This is a genomic window from Lacisediminimonas sp., from assembly GCF_030645335.1.
Classification (GTDB): domain Bacteria; phylum Pseudomonadota; class Gammaproteobacteria; order Burkholderiales; family Burkholderiaceae_D; genus Lacisediminimonas.
This window is the reverse complement of record NZ_JAUSNH010000131.1, coordinates 1-17,504: the sequence shown is the minus strand read 5'-3', so window position 1 is coordinate 17,504 and position 17,504 is coordinate 1. Positions and strand designations below refer to the sequence as shown.

The 17,504-nt window shown below is 58.9% G+C and carries 18 protein-coding genes; 10 read left to right on the top strand and 8 right to left on the bottom strand.

What is annotated here, in order from left to right; all coding sequences use genetic code 11:
* The 7 genes from Q7T64_RS09555 to Q7T64_RS09525 form a co-directional block, all read left to right on the top strand.
* A partial coding sequence (locus tag Q7T64_RS09555) for a PrkA family serine protein kinase (protein WP_304794908.1) occupies positions 1 to 1,265 on the top strand: 1,265 nt, incomplete at its 5' end.
* A gap of 142 nt (positions 1,266 to 1,407) precedes the next feature.
* Positions 1,408 to 2,670, top strand: a complete 1,263-nt coding sequence (locus tag Q7T64_RS09550) for a YeaH/YhbH family protein (protein WP_304794906.1) — start codon at positions 1,408 to 1,410, stop codon at positions 2,668 to 2,670.
* Positions 2,667 to 4,208: a SpoVR family protein gene (locus Q7T64_RS09545; RefSeq protein ID WP_304794904.1), complete on the top strand. Its 1,542-nt coding sequence runs from the start codon at positions 2,667 to 2,669 to the stop codon at positions 4,206 to 4,208. The genes Q7T64_RS09550 and Q7T64_RS09545 overlap by 4 nt, the downstream gene beginning before the upstream one ends.
* Before the next feature lie 160 nt (positions 4,209 to 4,368).
* Positions 4,369 to 4,524, top strand: a complete 156-nt coding sequence (locus Q7T64_RS09540) for a hypothetical protein (protein ID WP_304794903.1) — start codon at positions 4,369 to 4,371, stop codon at positions 4,522 to 4,524.
* 91 nt (positions 4,525 to 4,615) lie between these two features.
* Positions 4,616 to 5,080 (top strand): PA2169 family four-helix-bundle protein, encoded by a 465-nt coding sequence (locus Q7T64_RS09535; protein ID WP_304794901.1) that lies wholly within the window; start codon positions 4,616 to 4,618, stop codon positions 5,078 to 5,080.
* Between the two features lie 137 nt (positions 5,081 to 5,217).
* Positions 5,218 to 5,589: a hypothetical protein gene (locus Q7T64_RS09530; RefSeq protein WP_304794899.1), complete on the top strand. Its 372-nt coding sequence runs from the start codon at positions 5,218 to 5,220 to the stop codon at positions 5,587 to 5,589.
* Positions 5,590 to 5,690: 101 nt separating this feature from the next.
* A complete protein-coding gene (locus Q7T64_RS09525; RefSeq protein WP_304794897.1) occupies positions 5,691 to 6,005 on the top strand; it encodes a hypothetical protein in 315 nt (104 codons plus the stop codon).
* 96 nt (positions 6,006 to 6,101) lie between these two features.
* On the opposite strand, the gene Q7T64_RS09520 is transcribed toward Q7T64_RS09525, so the two are convergent.
* Positions 6,102 to 6,773 (bottom strand): hypothetical protein, encoded by a 672-nt coding sequence (locus tag Q7T64_RS09520; protein WP_304794895.1) that lies wholly within the window; start codon positions 6,771 to 6,773, stop codon positions 6,102 to 6,104.
* An 88-nt stretch (positions 6,774 to 6,861) separates the two neighbouring features.
* Between Q7T64_RS09520 and Q7T64_RS09515 the strand changes: the two genes are divergently transcribed.
* Positions 6,862 to 8,469 (top strand): NAD(P)/FAD-dependent oxidoreductase, encoded by a 1,608-nt coding sequence (locus Q7T64_RS09515; RefSeq protein WP_304794894.1) that lies wholly within the window; start codon positions 6,862 to 6,864, stop codon positions 8,467 to 8,469.
* Positions 8,470 to 8,618: 149 nt separating this feature from the next.
* Here the strand turns inward: Q7T64_RS09515 and phaP are convergent, their stop codons facing one another.
* Positions 8,619 to 9,176 (bottom strand): TIGR01841 family phasin, encoded by a 558-nt coding sequence (phaP, locus tag Q7T64_RS09510; protein ID WP_304794892.1) that lies wholly within the window; start codon positions 9,174 to 9,176, stop codon positions 8,619 to 8,621.
* A gap of 340 nt (positions 9,177 to 9,516) precedes the next feature.
* Between phaP and Q7T64_RS09505 the strand changes: the two genes are divergently transcribed.
* Entirely contained in the window at positions 9,517 to 10,998 is a 1,482-nt protein-coding gene (locus Q7T64_RS09505; RefSeq protein WP_304794890.1) for a B12-binding domain-containing radical SAM protein, read from the top strand.
* Between the two features lie 267 nt (positions 10,999 to 11,265).
* On the opposite strand, the gene Q7T64_RS09500 is transcribed toward Q7T64_RS09505, so the two are convergent.
* The 6 genes from Q7T64_RS09500 to Q7T64_RS09475 form a co-directional block, all read right to left on the bottom strand.
* Complete coding sequence (locus tag Q7T64_RS09500; RefSeq protein WP_304794887.1) at positions 11,266 to 12,483, bottom strand: MFS transporter; 1,218 nt, start codon at positions 12,481 to 12,483, stop codon at positions 11,266 to 11,268.
* Between the two features lie 155 nt (positions 12,484 to 12,638).
* Positions 12,639 to 12,797, bottom strand: coding sequence for a DUF3309 family protein (locus tag Q7T64_RS09495; protein ID WP_304794885.1), 159 nt, complete (start codon positions 12,795 to 12,797; stop codon positions 12,639 to 12,641).
* Between the two features lie 268 nt (positions 12,798 to 13,065).
* Positions 13,066 to 13,527 carry a hypothetical protein gene (locus Q7T64_RS09490; RefSeq protein ID WP_304794883.1) on the bottom strand — a complete coding sequence of 154 codons (462 nt, stop codon included), beginning with the start codon at positions 13,525 to 13,527 and terminating at the stop codon, positions 13,066 to 13,068.
* A 126-nt stretch (positions 13,528 to 13,653) separates the two neighbouring features.
* Positions 13,654 to 14,658 (bottom strand): YihY/virulence factor BrkB family protein, encoded by a 1,005-nt coding sequence (locus Q7T64_RS09485; RefSeq protein WP_304794881.1) that lies wholly within the window; start codon positions 14,656 to 14,658, stop codon positions 13,654 to 13,656.
* 7 nt (positions 14,659 to 14,665) lie between these two features.
* Positions 14,666 to 16,750 (bottom strand): AsmA family protein, encoded by a 2,085-nt coding sequence (locus Q7T64_RS09480; RefSeq protein WP_304794879.1) that lies wholly within the window; start codon positions 16,748 to 16,750, stop codon positions 14,666 to 14,668.
* A 5-nt stretch (positions 16,751 to 16,755) separates the two neighbouring features.
* Positions 16,756 to 16,908, bottom strand: coding sequence for a DUF3096 domain-containing protein (locus tag Q7T64_RS09475; RefSeq protein ID WP_304794877.1), 153 nt, complete (start codon positions 16,906 to 16,908; stop codon positions 16,756 to 16,758).
* A gap of 174 nt (positions 16,909 to 17,082) precedes the next feature.
* On the opposite strand from Q7T64_RS09475, the gene Q7T64_RS09470 reads away from it, so the two are divergent.
* On the top strand, positions 17,083 to 17,504 hold a 422-nt coding region (locus Q7T64_RS09470), incomplete at its 3' end, for a hypothetical protein (RefSeq protein WP_304794875.1).

The window sequence follows — 17,504 nt, the reverse complement described above, 5'->3', positions numbered from 1 at the left end:
CGCTGGTCGGCAAGGTCGACATCCGCAAACTGGAAAGCTATTCGCAGGACGATCCCGACGCCTACAGCTATTCCGGCGGACTGTGCCTGGCCAACCAGGGCTTGCTGGAGTTCGTCGAAATGTTCAAGGCGCCTATCAAGGTGCTGCACCCGCTGCTGACGGCAACCCAGGAAGGCAATTACAAGGGCACCGAAGGCTTCGGCGCGATCCCGTTCGACGGCGTCATCCTGGCCCACTCCAACGAGTCGGAATGGAAAACCTTCCGCAACAACAAGAATAACGAGGCTTTCCTCGATCGAATTTATATCGTCAAGGTACCGTATTGCCTGCGCGTGTCCGACGAAATCAAGATCTACGACAAGCTGCTGCGTCACTCCTCGCTGGCCAGCTCGCCATGCGCACCCGGAACGCTGAAGATGATGGCGCAGTTCGCGATCCTGTCGCGCCTGAAAGAGCCGGAGAACTCAAGCATCTATAGCAAGATGCAGGTGTACGACGGCGAAAACCTGAAGGATACCGACCCCAAGGCAAAATCGAAGTCCGAGTACTACGATTATGCCGGCGTGGATGAAGGCATGAACGGCCTGTCCACACGCTTCGCGTTCAAAATCCTCTCCCGTGTTTTCAATTTCGACAGCAGTGAAGTGGCGGCCAACCCGGTACACCTGCTTTACGTGCTGGAACAGCAGGTCGGCCGTGAGCAATTCCCGCCGGAAATCGAGCAGCGCTACCTTGCCTACATCAAGGAATACCTGGCGCAACGCTATGTCGAGTTCATCGGCAAGGAGATTCAGACTGCCTACCTGGAGAGCTATTCCGAGTACGGCCAGAACATCTTTGACCGCTACGTGTCCTTCGCCGATTTCTGGATCCAGGACCAGGAATTCCGTGACCCTGACACCGGCGAGAGCTTCAACCGCGAGGCGCTCAACAGCGAGCTGGAAAAGATCGAGAAGCCGGCCGGGATTTCCAATCCCAAGGATTTCCGCAATGAGATCGTCAACTTCGTGCTGCGCATGCGGGCACAGAACAGCGGCAAGAACCCGGCCTGGACCAGCTACGAAAAGTTTCGCAGCGTGATCGAGAAAAAGATGTTCTCCAATACCGAGGAGCTGTTGCCGGTTATTTCCTTCAACGCCAAGGCCAGCGCCGACGAGGCCAACAAGCACAAGGAGTTCGTGTCACGGATGGTCGAAAAAGGCTACACGGCAAAGCAGGTGCGACTGCTCTGCGAATGGTATTTGCGGGTGCGCAAGTCGTCCTGAACGACGTCATCGCACCACATGGCGCCCTGCGGACTGGTCTGCACAGGGCGCATCTCCCCGGCGTGCGCGGCATGGCCGCCGGGATTTGCGAAGAAGGGTGGCGCTGGTTCGCCCACCCGCATGGCAGTAGCGGGAGAGCATATTGACTTACTTGATCGACCGGCGCCTGCAGAGCAAGAACAAGTCTGCAGTCAACCGTGAGCGCTTCCTGCGGCGCTACAAGGAGCAGGTGCAAAAAGCCGTGGAGCACGCCGTCAAGGGCCGCTCCATCCGGGAAATTGCTGGTGGCGAAAAAATCTCCATACCGGCCAGGGACCTGAACGAACCCGGTTTCGGCCATGCGCGCGGCGGAGTATGGGAAACCATCAGCCCGGGCAACAAGGAATTCATCAAGGGCGACAAGATCGCCCGGCCACAGGGCGGCGGCGGCCGCGGACAAGGCAAGGCCGGCAATAGCGACGAGCGCACCGAAGACGACTTCGTGTTCGAGCTGTCGCGGGAAGAGTTCATGAACTACTTCTTCGAGGACCTGGAGTTGCCGAACATGGTGAAGAAGCAGCTTGCCTCCACCGTGGAATTCCGTCCGCAACGCGCCGGCTACACCGTATCGGGCACGCCCACCAATATCCATGTACTGCGCTCGCTGCGCGGCGCGCTGGCGCGCCGGATCGCGGTGGGCGCCGGGCCGGCGGCCGCGCTGCACGAAGCCGAGCAAGAACTCGAACGGTTGCAATTGATCCTGGCCGACGAAGATTCCGCGGTCATCACAGCCAGGAGCCGGGTCGCGGCGCTGAAAAGTCGCATCAACGCGATCCCCTTCATCGATCCATTCGACCTGCGCTACAGCAACCGGATCAAGGTACCGAAACCGTCCAGCCAGTGCGTGATGTTTTGCCTGATGGACGTGTCGGGCTCGATGGACCAACAGAAGAAGGACATCGCAAAGCGATTTTTCATACTGCTCTACCTGTTCCTGGCCAAAGTCTATGAAAAAATCGACCTGGTATTCATCCGCCACCATACTGCCGCATCCGAAGTCGACGAGCATGAGTTCTTCAATTCCCGCGAGTCGGGCGGAACGGTCGTTTCGTCTGCCTTGCACATGCTTGGCAAAGTCCTGACCGAGCGCTACAGCAGCGACTGGAATGTCTATGTTGCACAGGCGTCGGATGGCGACAATTGGGACAAGGACTCGATCGCCTGCCGACAACTGCTGACCGAGTCCATCATGCCACTGGTGCAGTACTACGCCTATGTGGAGATCACGGAAGGCGAACCGCAGAACCTCTGGTACGAGTACCTGGGCGTGGCACAGGCGCATTCCCACTTCGCGATGCAAAAGATCGAGTCGCCGGCAGACATCTTCCCGGTATTCCGTGAATTGTTCAAGAAGCAGGCAAAATGAATAAATCGATGGATGCTCCGTCTGGCGTGCGCCGGCTGCCGGACCAGTCCGAGTGGACGTTCGACCTGATCGAGCTAGCGCACGAAGAAATCCGGCGGGTCGCCGCAAATTTCGGACTCGACACGTTTCCGAACCAGCTCGAGATCATCACGGCCGAGCAAATGATGGATGCCTATGCGTCGATCGGCATGCCGGTGTCCTACAACCACTGGTCTTTCGGCAAGCACTTCCTGCAAACCGAAAAAAACTATCGCCGCGGACAAATGGGGCTGGCGTATGAAATCGTCATCAATTCCAATCCCTGCATTGCCTACCTGATGGAGGAAAACAGCCTGATGATGCAAGCGCTGGTGATCGCGCATGCCTCCTACGGGCACAACTCCTTCTTCAAGGGCAATTACCTGTTTCGCACCTGGACCGATGCCGAGGCGATTGTCGACTACATGCTGTTCGCCAAGAATTACATCGCAGACTGCGAACGGCGGCATGGCGTGGAAGCCGTCGAGAACCTGCTCGATTCCTGCCATGCGCTACAGAACTATGGCGTGGATCGCTACAAGAGACCGGCGCGGATATCCATGCAGGAAGAGAACGACCGCCAGCGCGAACGCGAGCAGTACCTGCAAAGCCAGGTCAACGACCTGTGGCGCACCATACCGCGCCGCGAGCATGCTGATGTTTCACAGTCTGCCCAGCGCCGGTTCCCGGAGGAGCCGCAGGAAAACCTGTTGTACTTCATTGAAAAGTCGGCGCCACTGCTGGAGCCCTGGCAGCGCGAAGTGGTTCGCATTGTCCGCAAGATTTCGCAGTACTTCTACCCGCAACGGCAAACCCAGGTGATGAACGAGGGATGGGCGACCTTCTGGCACTACACGATCCTGCACCAGCTCTATGACGAAGGTGTGGTGGGCGATGGCTTCATGCTGGAATTCCTGCAAAGTCACACCAACGTCGTGCTCCAGCCGCCGGTGGGCAGCCGCCACTACAGCGGCATCAATCCGTATGCTCTCGGCTTTGCGATGATGCGCGACATCCGCCGGATCTGCGAGGCGCCCACCGACGAAGACCGTGCCTGGTTTCCTGACATTGCCGGCAGCGACTGGAAAAAGACACTCGACTTCGCCATGCGTAACTTCCGGGATGAAAGCTTCATTGCACAATTCCTGTCGCCAAAACTGATACGCGACTTTCATTTCTTCGCCGTCGTCGATGATGACGAGCAAGAAAAGCTGGCGGTTTCAGCCATCCATGACGACAACGGATATCGCTACATCCGGCAACAACTGTCATCGCAATACAATCTGCATAACCGCGAGCCGAATATCCAGGTCTGGTCCGTGGACACGCATGGCGACCGCGCGCTGACATTGCGGCACGCCCAATTCCACCGCCGCCCGCTGAATGACCAGACCGACGAAGTACTCAGGCATATCGGACGCCTTTGGGGCTTCGACGTGATCATGGAGACCGTCGATGAAGCGGGGGAAGTCACGGCCACGACACAATGCCTGCGGGACAAGCGCGGCAAGGCCGCATGAGCGATCCTTTGTAAATTTTTCGCGCAATGTAGTTTGCGCCGCCCGCTTTACCGCGCATGGCGACCTGTGTCCGTTGCATTGCATGCGCGTCTACTCGCTGGCACAGCGTTTGCCTGATCTGCTGCGCAGTCTTCCTGCAAGACTGGGTGAGGAGAACGACATGCAAACGATTCAAGCGACATTCAACCGGGGACTTGGCCTTGCGATGCTGAGCGTCGTCACCGGTGGCTTCCTGATTTCCGCACTGACAGCGCATCCGGCCGAATTGCCGAAGCCGCCACAACAGATTTCCTGCACTGCCAGCCACGCAAGCTGAGCACCACCGGTTTGTCGCTCTGGAGCGCGTTCCGATGATGCGCACAGGCTTGTGCTGAGCCGGTTTCCAACCCTACCGACATGGAAAAAAAATGGACGACGACGATATCATCGCGATGCTCAATGACCTGATCGAGACCTGCAAGGATGGCGAACAGGGGTTTCAGGTCTGCGCCGAGGACATCAGCGACCCTGATATGAAAGCCTTCCTGCTTGACCGCGCACGAACCTGCGCCCAGGCTGCCATCGAATTGCAGGAGCATGTCGTCGGACTCGGCGGGGAGCCGGAGACATCGGGCAGCGTTGCGGCCGGACTGCACCGACGTTGGGTCGATATCAAATCGGCAGTGACAGGAAAAGACGACGAAACCATACTCGATGAATGCGAACGTGGCGAGGACGTGGCCGTCAAGAGCTACCGGGGTGCACTTGAAAAGGATTTTCCGCTGGCGCTGCGCAGCATGGTGGAAAAACAATACAAGGGTGCAGTGCGCAACCACGATCAGGTAAAGGCCTTGCGCGACCGGGTTCGGACAGCAAAAAATATCGCACGGTAACATCGTCCGCAGTTAAGCCAATGCGATGGGGCCTTGACGCCAGCCTTTCGGCTTTTGGGTTTTTTGGGATCATTGGGCACTTGTGAGCGCGCCGGAAAGGATTTAGCATCCTTGGCTTTCCACACCGGTTGATTACCATGAGCAATCCCGACTATGTTTTTGTAACCGCTGATATTCCTCACGCCGAATTCAGCCGGGGCTTGCCGCACGGGCGCTATCGGGTCGTGGTTAACCCGGAGCGCGCGCAGAAATATTTACAGGCGCGACTGCTACTCAAACTGGTATGTCTTCCCTTGCTGGGCATTGGCGCGGCCCTGGCCATTTCTGGCTATGCCATGGCAGGCCTGGTAATGGTCGCCGTAGGCATGCTGCTACCCCGAATCGTCAAGAAGAAAGCGCCCCAGATCTTGCTCTACCTCGCCACCCACGACGCCAAAATCTACCGGGAAGCAATTGAGCACGAAATCCTGGAGGTGCGCGCGCCGACGCTGGCCACCAGTTCCAGCTGAAGCGCGGCTTTGACCGACCTCAAGGCAAGCCTTCGTGTGTCGATTGTTTGCCAGTCCTGCGAGTCAAGCAGGAGTGACGAACAGGAGGGCCGCGCAAGAAAATGGGAATCCTTAGCATAACGGAGACCGATGACGCTGTTTCCGGCCTCAGCGCATTGCGCGAGGTGATGGCCGACGACCTGCTCGACGTCGAGAGTCGGCTGGATGAACTGGAACGCTCGTCAGCAACGCTGACAGATGGCAAGAACGACGAAGCGCTCGTCTACCGGACCGCGCGCACTGCACTGCTAAGCGGGCTGGCCAGTATCGACGAGGTCCTGGGGTGGGTGCACCTGGTGGCCGAGAAGGACGCCGACGGCAATGAACTCGAATCGGTGCTGTCCTTGCCCCATTTGTCTGTGATGCGGGCAAGTTAAAGCCGGCAAGCGCCGCGAAAGGCCGGTTTCTCGCAGACCGGCCTGCCAACGCACGTGGCTGGCACAGCGCACGCTCGCCATTGCACCCGACATGAATCAATAACGCGCCAGCCCTGGCTGACCGAAGAACGGCGGACGACGACCGACGGTTTCTTCAAGCATGATCAGTTCGGCATCGGAATGGTTGATTACGTCCGCGGCGTTCATCGCCGACGCATTGGCATCGATCGTAATCGGTTGCTCGTGATGCTTGGTCACCATGCGCTTAACCATGGTCGGATTTGCGTTTGGCGTCACATCGGCCGCGCCATAGCACAAGCAGAAATAGACCCGTTCGGGTCGGGCCTCGATATAGCAGCCGGTACCGCGAATGCCGATTGTCGCCGTTGGCGTGACCAGTTGCTTGTTACCCGCGCCGAATACGCTGAGCACCTTGCCGGAGAGATAGCGCAGCACCCGGGTGCCACCGTTATCTTCCAGCTGCAATCTCGTGTTTTCGCGCAACAGGAAGGCGTCGGCGCCCACCACTACCACCGCTTGTGCGCCCGGTCCGGTGATGATCGACTCCCCCGGCATCAGCATATCGCCGGCGCCGGCTGACTTGTTACCGATCCGGATGTCGCCGAAACCGCGGCGCAGCCCCTGCGGAATATCATGTGAGGCGAGCGCCTGCGACGCCATCGTGCTCCATCCCACAATGCCGGCTGAACCTGCCAGGAGCAGCTGGCGCCGGGTAAGCCGGCGCGGGTCCCGATTATTTTGTGTCATCCATTGACTCCGAGTGTGATGCGACCTGCATGAATCGGGTTAGCGGGTAAAATGGCCGCCCATTGCTCCAACCACCGTGCTGCTGTCCATGCTGAGATTAACGGAAATATCGCTGCCGCTGGATCATCCCGAAGCTGCCCTGGCAGAAGCAGCGGTAGCGCGCCTGGGCATTCCGGCAGAAGACCTGCTCGGTTTCACGATCGTCCGTCGCGGCTATGATGCCCGAAAACGATCTGGCATTCTGCTGGTGTACACGCTTGACGTCGATATCAGGAACGAAGCGCAGGTACTTGACCGCCTCAAAGGCCGTCCCGCCATCGGACCCAAGCCGGATACGCAATACCGCTTCGTCGGCCGGGCGCCCGCAAACCTTACATCGCGCCCGGTCGTCATTGGCACCGGACCTTGCGGACTGTTCGCCGGCCTGATCCTCGCGCAAATGGGCTTTCGGCCCATTATCCTGGAGCGTGGCAAGGAAGTGCGTGAGCGCACCAAGGATACCTGGGATCTGTGGCGTCGCCGCAAGCTGCATCCGGAATCGAATGTGCAATTCGGCGAGGGCGGGGCGGGTACCTTTTCAGATGGCAAGCTGTATAGCCAGATCAAGGATCCCCGGCACTATGGCCGCAAGGTGCTGGACGAATTCGTCAAGGCCGGCGCGCCGCCAGAGATCCTGTTCGTCAGCAAACCGCATATCGGCACCTTCCGCCTGGTCAAGATGGTTGAAATGATGCGGGCATCGATCGAGGCTTTGGGCGGTGAATATCGATTCGATAGCCGGGTTGACGACATCGAGATCGTCGACGGCCGCATGCGCGCCGTCACGCTGGCCAGCGGCGAAGTCATCCCTGCCGATCATGTGGTTTTGGCAGTTGGCCACAGCGCCCGCGATACCTTCCAGATGCTGCACCGGCGCGGGGTGTACATCGAGGCCAAGCCGTTTTCGCTCGGATTCCGGATAGAGCACCCGCAGTCCCTGATCGACCGCGCACGATTCGGGCAACACGCCGGCCATCCCCTGTTGGGCGCGGCGGACTACAAGCTGGTCCACCACGCCGGCAATGGCCGTGCCGTGTACAGCTTTTGCATGTGCCCCGGCGGTACGGTGGTTGCCGCCACGTCGGAGCCAGGCCGGGTTGTCACCAATGGCATGAGCCAGTATTCGCGCAATGAACGCAACGCCAACAGCGGCATCGTGGTGGGGATTACGCCGGCCGACTATCCCGGCAATCCGCTGGCTGGCATCGATTGCCAGCGACTGTGGGAGTCGCGCGCATTCGAGCTCGGCGGCGGTGATTACAGCGCACCAGGACAACTGGTCGGGGATTTCCTGGCGGCCCGCCCATCAAGGGAGCTCGGGAATGTGGCGCCGTCCTACAAGCCCGGCGTGCTGCTGGGCGACTTGTCAACGGCGCTGCCGGCGTACGCCATCGAGGCGATCCGCGAGGCGCTGCCAGCCTTCGAGCGCCAGATCAAGGGTTTTGCGATGCACGATGCCGTGCTGACCGGCGTGGAAACCCGCACCTCCTCACCGATCCGCATCCGCCGCAACGATCAGCTTGAGAGCATGAACGTGCGCGGCTTGTTTCCGGCCGGTGAGGGCGCTGGTTATGCTGGCGGGATCCTGTCTGCAGCGGTCGACGGCATCCGCGTGGCCGAAGCGCTGGCGCTATCGATGCTGGAACACAAGCCCTGAGGAGAGCGCCGGCGCCGCTGCACCAAGGTCTGCGCACTGCGCAACCCGTAAAACCCTCCATCCATGCCCGCAAAAACAAAGCCGCCCGAAGGCGGCTTTGTTATCGGCCGGGGGAGTTCTCCGAAGATCGGGAGCACTACCCAGCGCTATTACTTGCGTGCGCGAGCCGCAGTCTTTTCGACCGTTGCGCCGAACTGCGCGAACAGCTTGCTGAAGTTCTCTTCGAATGTCTCATTCGCCTGCTTGGCAAACTTGTTGATCTGCTCGTAGCCCGCACCGCTATTTGCCATCGTGGTTTTCAGCATGGCAACTGCCTGCTCCATGCCAGGAGGCGCATTTTTCAGCAAGTCATCCACCAGGCCAGCCACTTCACGTGTGCGGGTGGCAGTCTGCTCTTCAGCAGCTTTGGCCAGTTCCGCCTGGGTTGCAGCAGCGATGCCGGCGACCTGGCGCGAATAGGCGACCGTCTTTTCTGCGGCAGGCTGGGACTGGGCAGCGAGCAATGTCACCAGCTCGCGCGGATCTTTGGCGGCCAGCATTTGATGCGCGGTGGCCGTTGATTCAGCCAGTGCAGCACGCGCAGCACGCAAGTTGAGGTCAAACAATTGGGCGATGCCTTCAAAGGCTTTGTTGTTGAAAGCATTGGCTGCGGCAACCTGGGATTCAAAATTGGCTTTTGCAGCGCTGGAAAACTGTTCTGCGAACATGGCGATTCTCCGTAAATAGAGTTTGGATGCGATCCGGAAATGGAAAGCGCACCGAATTGTGCGCTGCAACATGATCTATTTTAACGCGTGCGGGCCCGGTGTCAAGGCATTTTTGTGCGCTGCACCATATTGCCTTGGCGGCGATGCAAACCGGCAATCACGGACACCATACCGCTGCCCGGCTACGCAGCGCCGCCGGGAACGATCAACTTCCCGCCAGTCAGCTCGGTGCCCGCTCGCGGCATTCCGATGGTCCAGCAAGACAACAATATGATTGGGCCAAGCGGAGGCAGGCAGACCATAGGCCGCTAGAATAGCGGTTTTGCCGATCCGGCCCGCAATGAGCATCCTGCTAACTACCCTTAACGCCCGCTACGCCCATGCCTCGCTTGGCTTGCGCTACCTGCTGGCCAACATGGGTGACTTGACCGGGCAAACCCGCCTGCAGGAATTCGTGATCGGCACGCGCAGCGCCGATATCGTGGAAAAGCTGCTGGCACACCGGCCGCGCATCATCGGTTTTGGTGTCTACATCTGGAATATCGAGGAAACCACCCATATCGTGGCGCTGCTCAAACGGCTGGCGCCCGATGTTGTCGTCGTGCTCGGCGGGCCGGAAGTCTCGCATGAACCGGAGCAGCAGGAAATTGTCCGGATGGCCGACTACCTGATCACGGGCTGGGGCGACGTCAGCTTCGCCCAACTGTGCCGCGCCATACTCAACGGCCCCAAGCCGCTGATGAAAACCCATGCGGGTATCCAGCCTCCGCTGGATCAGTTGGCCTACCCCTATGACATGTACAGCGCAGAAGACCTGGCCCATCGGACGCTCTACGTCGAAGCATCGCGCGGATGTCCGTTCAAATGCGAATTCTGCCTGTCCTCGCTCGACAAGACTGCGTGGCCATTCGGATTGGATCCATTCCTGGCTGAACTCGAAAAGCTGCATGCGCGCGGCGCGCGCTTGTTCAAGTTCGTCGACCGGACCTTCAACCTGAACGTCAAGTCCAGCCTGCGCATCATGCAATTCTTTCTCGACAAGCTGGAAGCCCATCCCGACGATCCGGTCTATGCCCATTTCGAAGTCGTGCCAGACCATTTGCCGGAAGCGTTGAAGGAGAGTATCCGGCGCTTCCCGGCCGGCAGCTTGCAGTTCGAGATCGGCATCCAGAGTTTCAATCCCGCAGTGCAGGCACTGGTCAGCCGCCGCCAGGACAACCAGAAGGCGAGCGAAAACATCCGGTGGCTACGCCAGCATTCGCAGGCACACCTGCACGTGGACCTGATCGCGGGCCTGCCGGGCGAAGACATCGACAGTTTTGCCGCCGGTTTCGACCAGTTGGTCGCGCTTGATCCGCACGAGATCCAGTTCGGTATCCTCAAGCGCCTGCGTGGCACACCGATCATCCGCCACACGCAGGCGTGGGGCATGGTGTTCGATCCCGATCCGCCTTACCAGATACTGGCCACCAGCCAGGTCGACTTCGCCACGATGCAACGCCTGGTCCGCTTCGCCCGCTATTGGGACTTGATCGCCAACTCCGGACGCTTCGCACGTACCTTGCCGCTGATCCTGGGCGCGACGCCATTTGCGAATTTCATGGCGCTGTCGGACTGGCTGTATGGCGTGACGGACGCCACCCATCGGATCGCCCTTGACCGCCTGGCAGGATTGGTGACGCGCTGGCTGGTGGCGCAGGGCATGAAGGAAGACCAGGTGCGCATCTGCCTGGCAGACGACCATGCCGGCCAAGGTGGCCGCACGGCAGCACGGGCACAGGCTGCCGCGCCGGACCGGCAGGTGCGTCACCTGCGCGCATGACCGGCCGGCTTGGCCTGCTGTGTCACCCAGGCCAAACCGGCATTCGGCATTCGTAATTAGCTCAGGTCAGGTGTGAACCGGAGTGTGATTTCGCGTGCTGACTCGCCGGATTCACGCAGCCGTGTCGCTCAGAAACACATGATGAAGCGGTTGGCCAGGCCAGCCACGAAATCGGGCCGCAAATAAGCCGAAAAAGCCACTGCCAGCACCACGGCCAGTAGAGCCATTCCCACCCACCGCCAGACCGGGCTGTCCATGTTCGCCTCGTCAGGCCGCCACTGGCGCAGCGCGCCTCAGCGGACTCTCGTTGATTGGCAAATTGATCAGCGCCGCGAATACGCCCAGCAGGATCGTGATCACCCATACCGTGTCGTAGCTACCTTGCTTGTCATACAGATACCCGCCCAGCCAGACGCCGAGGAAGCTGCCAACCTGGTGCGAGAAGAAAACAAAGCCGGCCAGCATGGACAAATACTTGACGCCAAAAATGCTTGCAACCACGCCGTTGGTCAGCGATATCGTCGACAGCCACAGTATTCCCATGCCCGCGGCGAACAGGTAGACCGACCACGATGACAAGGGCGCCAGCAGGAACAGCCCGATAATGACGGAACGGGAAATGTAGATCGACGCCAGCAGGTAGCGTTTGGGATAGTAACCGCCGAGCTTGCCGAAATAATAAGACCCGAAAATGTTGAACAGACCGATCAGCCCCAGCGCCATGACCGCCACGTTGGTGTCGGTTATGCCCTTGTCCAGCAGATATGCCGGCAGGTGGACCGCGAGGAATATCACCTGGAAGCCGCACACAAAATAACCCGCGACCAGCAAGCGGAACGAGCGGTTTGAAAATGCCTCGACAATGGCGGCACCAATGCTCTGCTGGGGACCGACCGACTTTTCCATCGGCGGTTCGCGCAGGAATACCACCATCGGCAGCATCAGCACCACCAGTACGGCAGCCAGCACAAAGAACGCGTTCTGCCACCCGGTGGCCGTGATCAGGTACTGCTCGACCGGCATCAGGGCGAACTGGCCAAACGAACCGGCAGCAGACGAAACCCCGAATGCCCATGAACGCTTGTTCTCGGGCGCAGCCCGGCCAATGATGCCGCTGATGGCGCCGAAAGCGGTGCAGGACATTGCCGCGCCGATCAGGATGCCAGCACCAAGAACGAACAGCAAAGGATTAGTCACCAGCGCCATGCACAACAGGCCAGCCACATAGAACCCGACGCCGGCCACGACCACTTTGGCGGTGCCATAGCGATCCGCCGCCATGCCGGCGAACGGGCCGAACAATCCCCAGAACAGGTTCTGCAGCGCCAGCGCCAGCGAATAGGTTTCCCGGCTCCAGCCGTTGGCCTGCGAGATCGGTTGCAACCAGAATCCGAATCCATGCCGCACGCCCATTGCCAGGGTGAGCACGACACCGGTGGCGATCAGGATGGTCTTCAAATCTGGTGCGGTGCGGAGTGCGGACATGGCGTGGCTCTGTATATATATCAGGGCCACAGTGTAACCGAGCTTCGGCCTGCACCGCTTTAAGGCGCAGGGGACTGCCCTGACGGCACATAGAACAGAAAAGGCAACTGACCAAGCTTGGCTCTTTTCTGCAGCCCGCCAGGATTAACCCAAAATCAGAGCCGTCCCATTAATACAAGGATCAGCACCACGACCAGAACCACGCTCAACAGTCCGCTAGGTGCATAGCCCCAGCTGCGGCTATGCGACCAGTTTGGCAGTGCGCCGACCAGAAACAGCACCAGTACTATCAGCAAAATTGTCCCAAGACCCATGATGTTCTCTCTCCGTTATTGTTGCGACTGTGGGATACATGTCGCGTGACCTCCGCGCGCAAGGCGGGGCGGCCGCTTAAGCAAAGAGTAGATTGAATGAATGACGAAGAATGTGCGCCAACGCACTCCCTGTGAAAAAACTCGCCGCAAATCGCCAACTATGCGCAAGCGGCGGGTTCCCTTTGGCAATAGCTGGTTCGATTGGCACGGACGTAAAAAAACCCCGGGAGGTCAGTGACCCGCCGGGGTTTCTACCGCGAACCAGAAATTACTTGGTTGCAGCGGCTTTCACGTCGGCCTTGCCATCTGCCTTGACTGCAGCAGTGTCAGCCTTGGCGGATGCTTTGTCTGAAGCGGCGCCGGCTTTGACTTTATCTTCGGCTTTAGCGGCTTTAGCAGCTTTAGCGTCGGCTTTTGCCTTGGCTTTTGCAGCTTTGGCATCTGCTGCTGCTTTGTCTTTTGCTGCTTTCGCATCGGCTTTAGCTTTTGCTTTTTCTGCCTTGGCGTCTGCTGCAGCTTTGGCTTTTGCTGCTTTGGCGTCGGCCGTGGCTACTTTTGCGTCGGCTTTGGCATCAACTTTGGCTTCGCTTTTTTCTGCCTTGACGTCGGCTTTAGCGGCCTTGGCTTCAGCCTTGACGACAGCAGGTGTTGCAGGCGTGGCTGGAGTAGCTTGGGCAAAAGCGGTCGATGCGAACAGGCCGGCGACCAGAACTGCGATTAATTTATTCATTTGGAATCCTTGGTGAACGTCAGTTGGAACACGGAAGCATTTTTTGTGGATGCTTTATATCCCTAACGCTATTTCCTGAGTCTGGTTGACCGCGTCTGAAAATAGAATGGCATTTGAAACAACTCGTTACGATTTCTCTCTTTCAATTCTATCTTTCAGTTCGTCTTGCGCTTTCTGTTCGATGCTTTCCGCCTTCGCTGCCATCTTTGCTTCTACCATCGGCTGGTCTGGATGGGCATTCGTTGCCTTGCCCGGAATAACAGGCGCTGCTGCGGGAAGCACCTGCGCCTTGCGCGATCCAAAGGTAAGCGCATAGGCCCAGGTGAATTCCGCGCCCATCAAAAAAATCTGCGCCGAATAGTAGACCCATACCAGCACCACCACCAATGAACCGGCGGCGCCGAACACCGAGGTCACACCACTCTTGCCGATATACAGACCGATCAGGAATTTGCCGGCCGTAAACAGCAATGCAGTGACTGCCGCTCCAATCCAGACATCCGCCCAATCGACCCGTGCGCGCGGCATGATCTTGTAAATCATGGCGAACACGGTAGTCATCAATAGGAAGCTGACCAGCAAATTGACGATATTGGCCAGTGTTTCCCACTCAGCGAACAGCGGCCCCCAGAGTTTTCCGAGCGCAGCCAGCATGGCGCTGACCACCAGCGAAACAGTCAACAGAAAACCGATGCCGAGGATCATGCCGAAGGAAAGCAGTCGCGACCGCAACAAGTGCCAGAGCCCGCTGTGGACGCGCTTGGGCGCACGCCAGATCCGATCCAGCGCATCCTGCAATTCACCGAACACCGTGGTGGCGCCGATCAACAACAAGACGGTACCAACCACCATGGCGGTAATGCTCTCGGCCGGCTTGCTGACACTGTGCAACAGGCCCTGAACCATATGCGCGCCATCCACGCCCATCAGATCCTGCAGTTGCGCCAGGATCTCGCCGCGCGCCGAGTCAACGCCGAAAATCAATCCGGCAACCGAGATCACGATCAGCAGCAAAGGCGCAATCGAGAACATGGTGTAGTAAGCCAGCGCCGCGCCCATGCTCTGGGCGTAGTCATCCACCCACGACGATGCGGCGGCCTTGATCAGGACCCAGAGGCTATGCAGGCTCATTGCATTGCTATTGCTTGGCGCCGCCAACGGCGGCAGGTTTTGTGGCCACACTGCGACGCTCTGTACTGACACGCGCCAGCTTGCCAGGCGGCGGCGCTACCGATTTCACCCGTGCAGCAGCCAACAGACGCTCGCAATCGCTGCTCTCGTCGCGGCGGCCTGTATTGATCAGCGGCAGTACGGCGGTCACCGGCGCCAACACCGCCAGCGCAATTGCGCCGCCGGCCTTGAGCGCCATGACACCCTTGTCCACACTGACCTGGGGATCCTTGAAGCTGCCCTTTACATACAGCGGCGCCCGCAACGAGAAAAGACGCATTCCCTTGCTGCCTGGCTTGATCGTCAGGTCGAGCTGTTCCTGCGCCAGGTTGATGTCGCCCGTCACATCCAGCAGCGCCGCCTCGGTGTCAATAATGAAACTACGGGCATGCATCATGCCCTGGGTCACTGCGAAATCCGTCGCCATGCAATTGAGCTTTACCTGATGGTCACCGGTGAATGTGGCAAGCACCACGCTGCCAAGATTGAGGCCCATTTTTTCCAGCAGCAACTTGCTGACCGTGCCTTTGCTGATGAAGGTCTTGAATTCGCCGTTGGACGCAGCCATCAGGCTGGCCACCGAGTTGCCGACCGCAGAGAGCGAGGCGTCGCCGTTGATTTCACCGGCGCTCTCTTTCAACAACTCAACGGATGGGAATAGCTGCTTCACGCGCAGTCCGCGCGCTGTGGCCTTGATCTCGCCCTTGATTGCATTTTTCCCGACTCCACCGCCGCTATCGAGTTTGATGTCGGATGTGATGCTGCCACCGGCGACATTGAAATTCAATGGACTCAGGCGCAGCACACCATCCTTCAAATGCACATTGGTGCTGAGCTTGTCGATCGGAAGATTCTTGCTGCGAACGATCTTTTCGGCACTGAACTGGATGTCGGCGTCGATCCCGGTCCAGCGCTGCGTGGCGAAGGGTTCGACAGGAAATACCTTGTTTGCCGGCTGCACCGCGGGTGCGCCGCGCTTGAGCTTGCTGGCATTGGAATCGGCGCCAATCAGCGGCGCCAGATCGGAAAACAGCAGCTGTTTCGACACCACGACACCCGACAGCCTGGCACGCGGCTTTGCGGTCTGATAGCCGAGCATGCCACTGATATCGCTGGCGCCCACCCGGCCCTGGAAATTCTTGTAAGTCCAATGACTCCCGCCAGCGCCAAGTGTGGCCACTAAATGACCCTCTGTAGCGAATGGCGGGGTTTCAGGGAGGACCACGCCGGTGAGCGGCTCAAGTCGCGCCATGCTGACACCCGAAAATTTCACCCGCAAATCGAGTGCTGCCAGGCTGCTTGGCTTGGTCAGCGTGCCAACCAGCGCAATCGCAGTTTTTCCAAAGTGCAAATCAGCCATTAGCGGAAAAGGCTCGACCTGGTTTTGAAGTGACAGCACGCCACCTGCCTTACCTTCGCCGCTGGCGACTTCACCGTTGAAGCGGCCGCTGAGCTTCCAGGCCAAACCATAGACCGGGTCAGTGTCGAGCGTATCGATCGTCATGGTCAGATCGGCACGGTTGACCGCATCGGCCAGATGAATGCTGCCTTTGCTGAAACTGATGGTGTTGATGGCAATGCGCCACGGCTGTGGTTTCTCGCTTGCGGGAAAGGTCCAGTTGTTTGCGCCATTTGCTGTTCGCACCAGGTTCACTGATGGGGTATCAAAGCTTAGCAGCGGAATCGAGATCTTCTTTTGCATCAGCGCAAACGGATTGAGCGAGAACGACAATTCGCGCACCGCGGCCATGTCGGTCGCCGCGATGGGCCCGGCAGTTGGCGTCGATGGATTTCCAATGTGTATGTCTTTTGCCAACAGGCGCGGCCACGGCACCATATTGCGCCAGCCTTCACCAGGTTTACCGGCCACGCGCGACCATGTCACGGTCAAATCGCCGGCTACGGCAAACGGTCGCCCGATGGCCTCGCTGGCACGCGAATTGAGCCACGGCCGGGCCCGGTTCCAGTCGAAATTGTGCAGCACCACCAGCGCGATCGCCGGAACGCTGACGATTACCAGAGCCGCGGCAATCGCTATTGTCCGGGGGCGCATGGTTTTCATCGAAACAGACTGCCGCTACCGAACAGGCCAACCAGTCCGACCACGATCAGGTACACGGCCACGATGGTTGACAGCAAACGCGGAATGACCAAAATCAGAATGCCAGCCAGTATGGAAACGACGGGGACAAGGCTCAAGGTGATGTTCATGGTGTGATGCTTTCATTGGCAAGGGCGCGCCGGGCTGGCGCGAACTTCCTGCCATGCAGAGTAGCGCCTCGCACCGGCTTTCTCTGTGCGTTGACGTACGCAGCGGGCAAGCACGCTACGCCGGCCTTTCGTACCGTACCGGCGTTCGCTGCCGTACATACCCGGCACTTGCCCTTGAGCCACACTCCGTTGCGTCATTCGACTCATCCCCTAAACTTTTCATCAAGGACCCCATTGAAACCAATTCGCACAATCCTTTCCAGTTTGCTGCTGGTCGCCTTTGCAGGATCAGCTTTCGCCCAGGCGCCGACCACACTGGCCAACGACAAGGCGCAATTGAAGTCTGACGAAACCGCACTGACCGCAGCCAAGCAAAAGCTAGACGCAGACAAGATAACGCTGAAAGACAACACCAAGTCAGGCCGTACGACAGCCGAGTCCCCAGACGCAAAGCAGGTACGGCTGGACAAGCGCAGCGTCGACGGCATGAAGAAAAATATCGCAGCGGGCGAACCCGGCCCGCAGATGACATCCGACAAGGCAGCGCTGAAGAAGTCGAAGAAGAAATTACGCACCAGCAAGAAAAAACTGAAAAC

Coding starts and splice junctions, on each gene's coding strand:
- Q7T64_RS09530 (WP_304794899.1), top strand. CDS start 5,218: ATGAGCAATCCCGACTATGTTTTTGTAACCGCTGATATTCCTCACGCC.
- Q7T64_RS09485 (WP_304794881.1), bottom strand. CDS start 14,658: ATGAGCCTGCATAGCCTCTGGGTCCTGATCAAGGCCGCCGCATCGTCG.
- Q7T64_RS09520 (WP_304794895.1), bottom strand. CDS start 6,773: ATGACACAAAATAATCGGGACCCGCGCCGGCTTACCCGGCGCCAGCTG.
- Q7T64_RS09535 (WP_304794901.1), top strand. CDS start 4,616: ATGGACGACGACGATATCATCGCGATGCTCAATGACCTGATCGAGACC.
- Q7T64_RS09515 (WP_304794894.1), top strand. CDS start 6,862: ATGCTGAGATTAACGGAAATATCGCTGCCGCTGGATCATCCCGAAGCT.
- Q7T64_RS09505 (WP_304794890.1), top strand. CDS start 9,517: ATGAGCATCCTGCTAACTACCCTTAACGCCCGCTACGCCCATGCCTCG.
- Q7T64_RS09540 (WP_304794903.1), top strand. CDS start 4,369: ATGCAAACGATTCAAGCGACATTCAACCGGGGACTTGGCCTTGCGATG.
- Q7T64_RS09545 (WP_304794904.1), top strand. CDS start 2,667: ATGAATAAATCGATGGATGCTCCGTCTGGCGTGCGCCGGCTGCCGGAC.
- Q7T64_RS09490 (WP_304794883.1), bottom strand. CDS start 13,527: ATGAATAAATTAATCGCAGTTCTGGTCGCCGGCCTGTTCGCATCGACC.
- phaP (WP_304794892.1), bottom strand. CDS start 9,176: ATGTTCGCAGAACAGTTTTCCAGCGCTGCAAAAGCCAATTTTGAATCC.
- Q7T64_RS09480 (WP_304794879.1), bottom strand. CDS start 16,750: ATGCGCCCCCGGACAATAGCGATTGCCGCGGCTCTGGTAATCGTCAGC.
- Q7T64_RS09475 (WP_304794877.1), bottom strand. CDS start 16,908: ATGAACATCACCTTGAGCCTTGTCCCCGTCGTTTCCATACTGGCTGGC.
- Q7T64_RS09495 (WP_304794885.1), bottom strand. CDS start 12,797: ATGGGTCTTGGGACAATTTTGCTGATAGTACTGGTGCTGTTTCTGGTC.
- Q7T64_RS09500 (WP_304794887.1), bottom strand. CDS start 12,483: ATGTCCGCACTCCGCACCGCACCAGATTTGAAGACCATCCTGATCGCC.
- Q7T64_RS09525 (WP_304794897.1), top strand. CDS start 5,691: ATGGGAATCCTTAGCATAACGGAGACCGATGACGCTGTTTCCGGCCTC.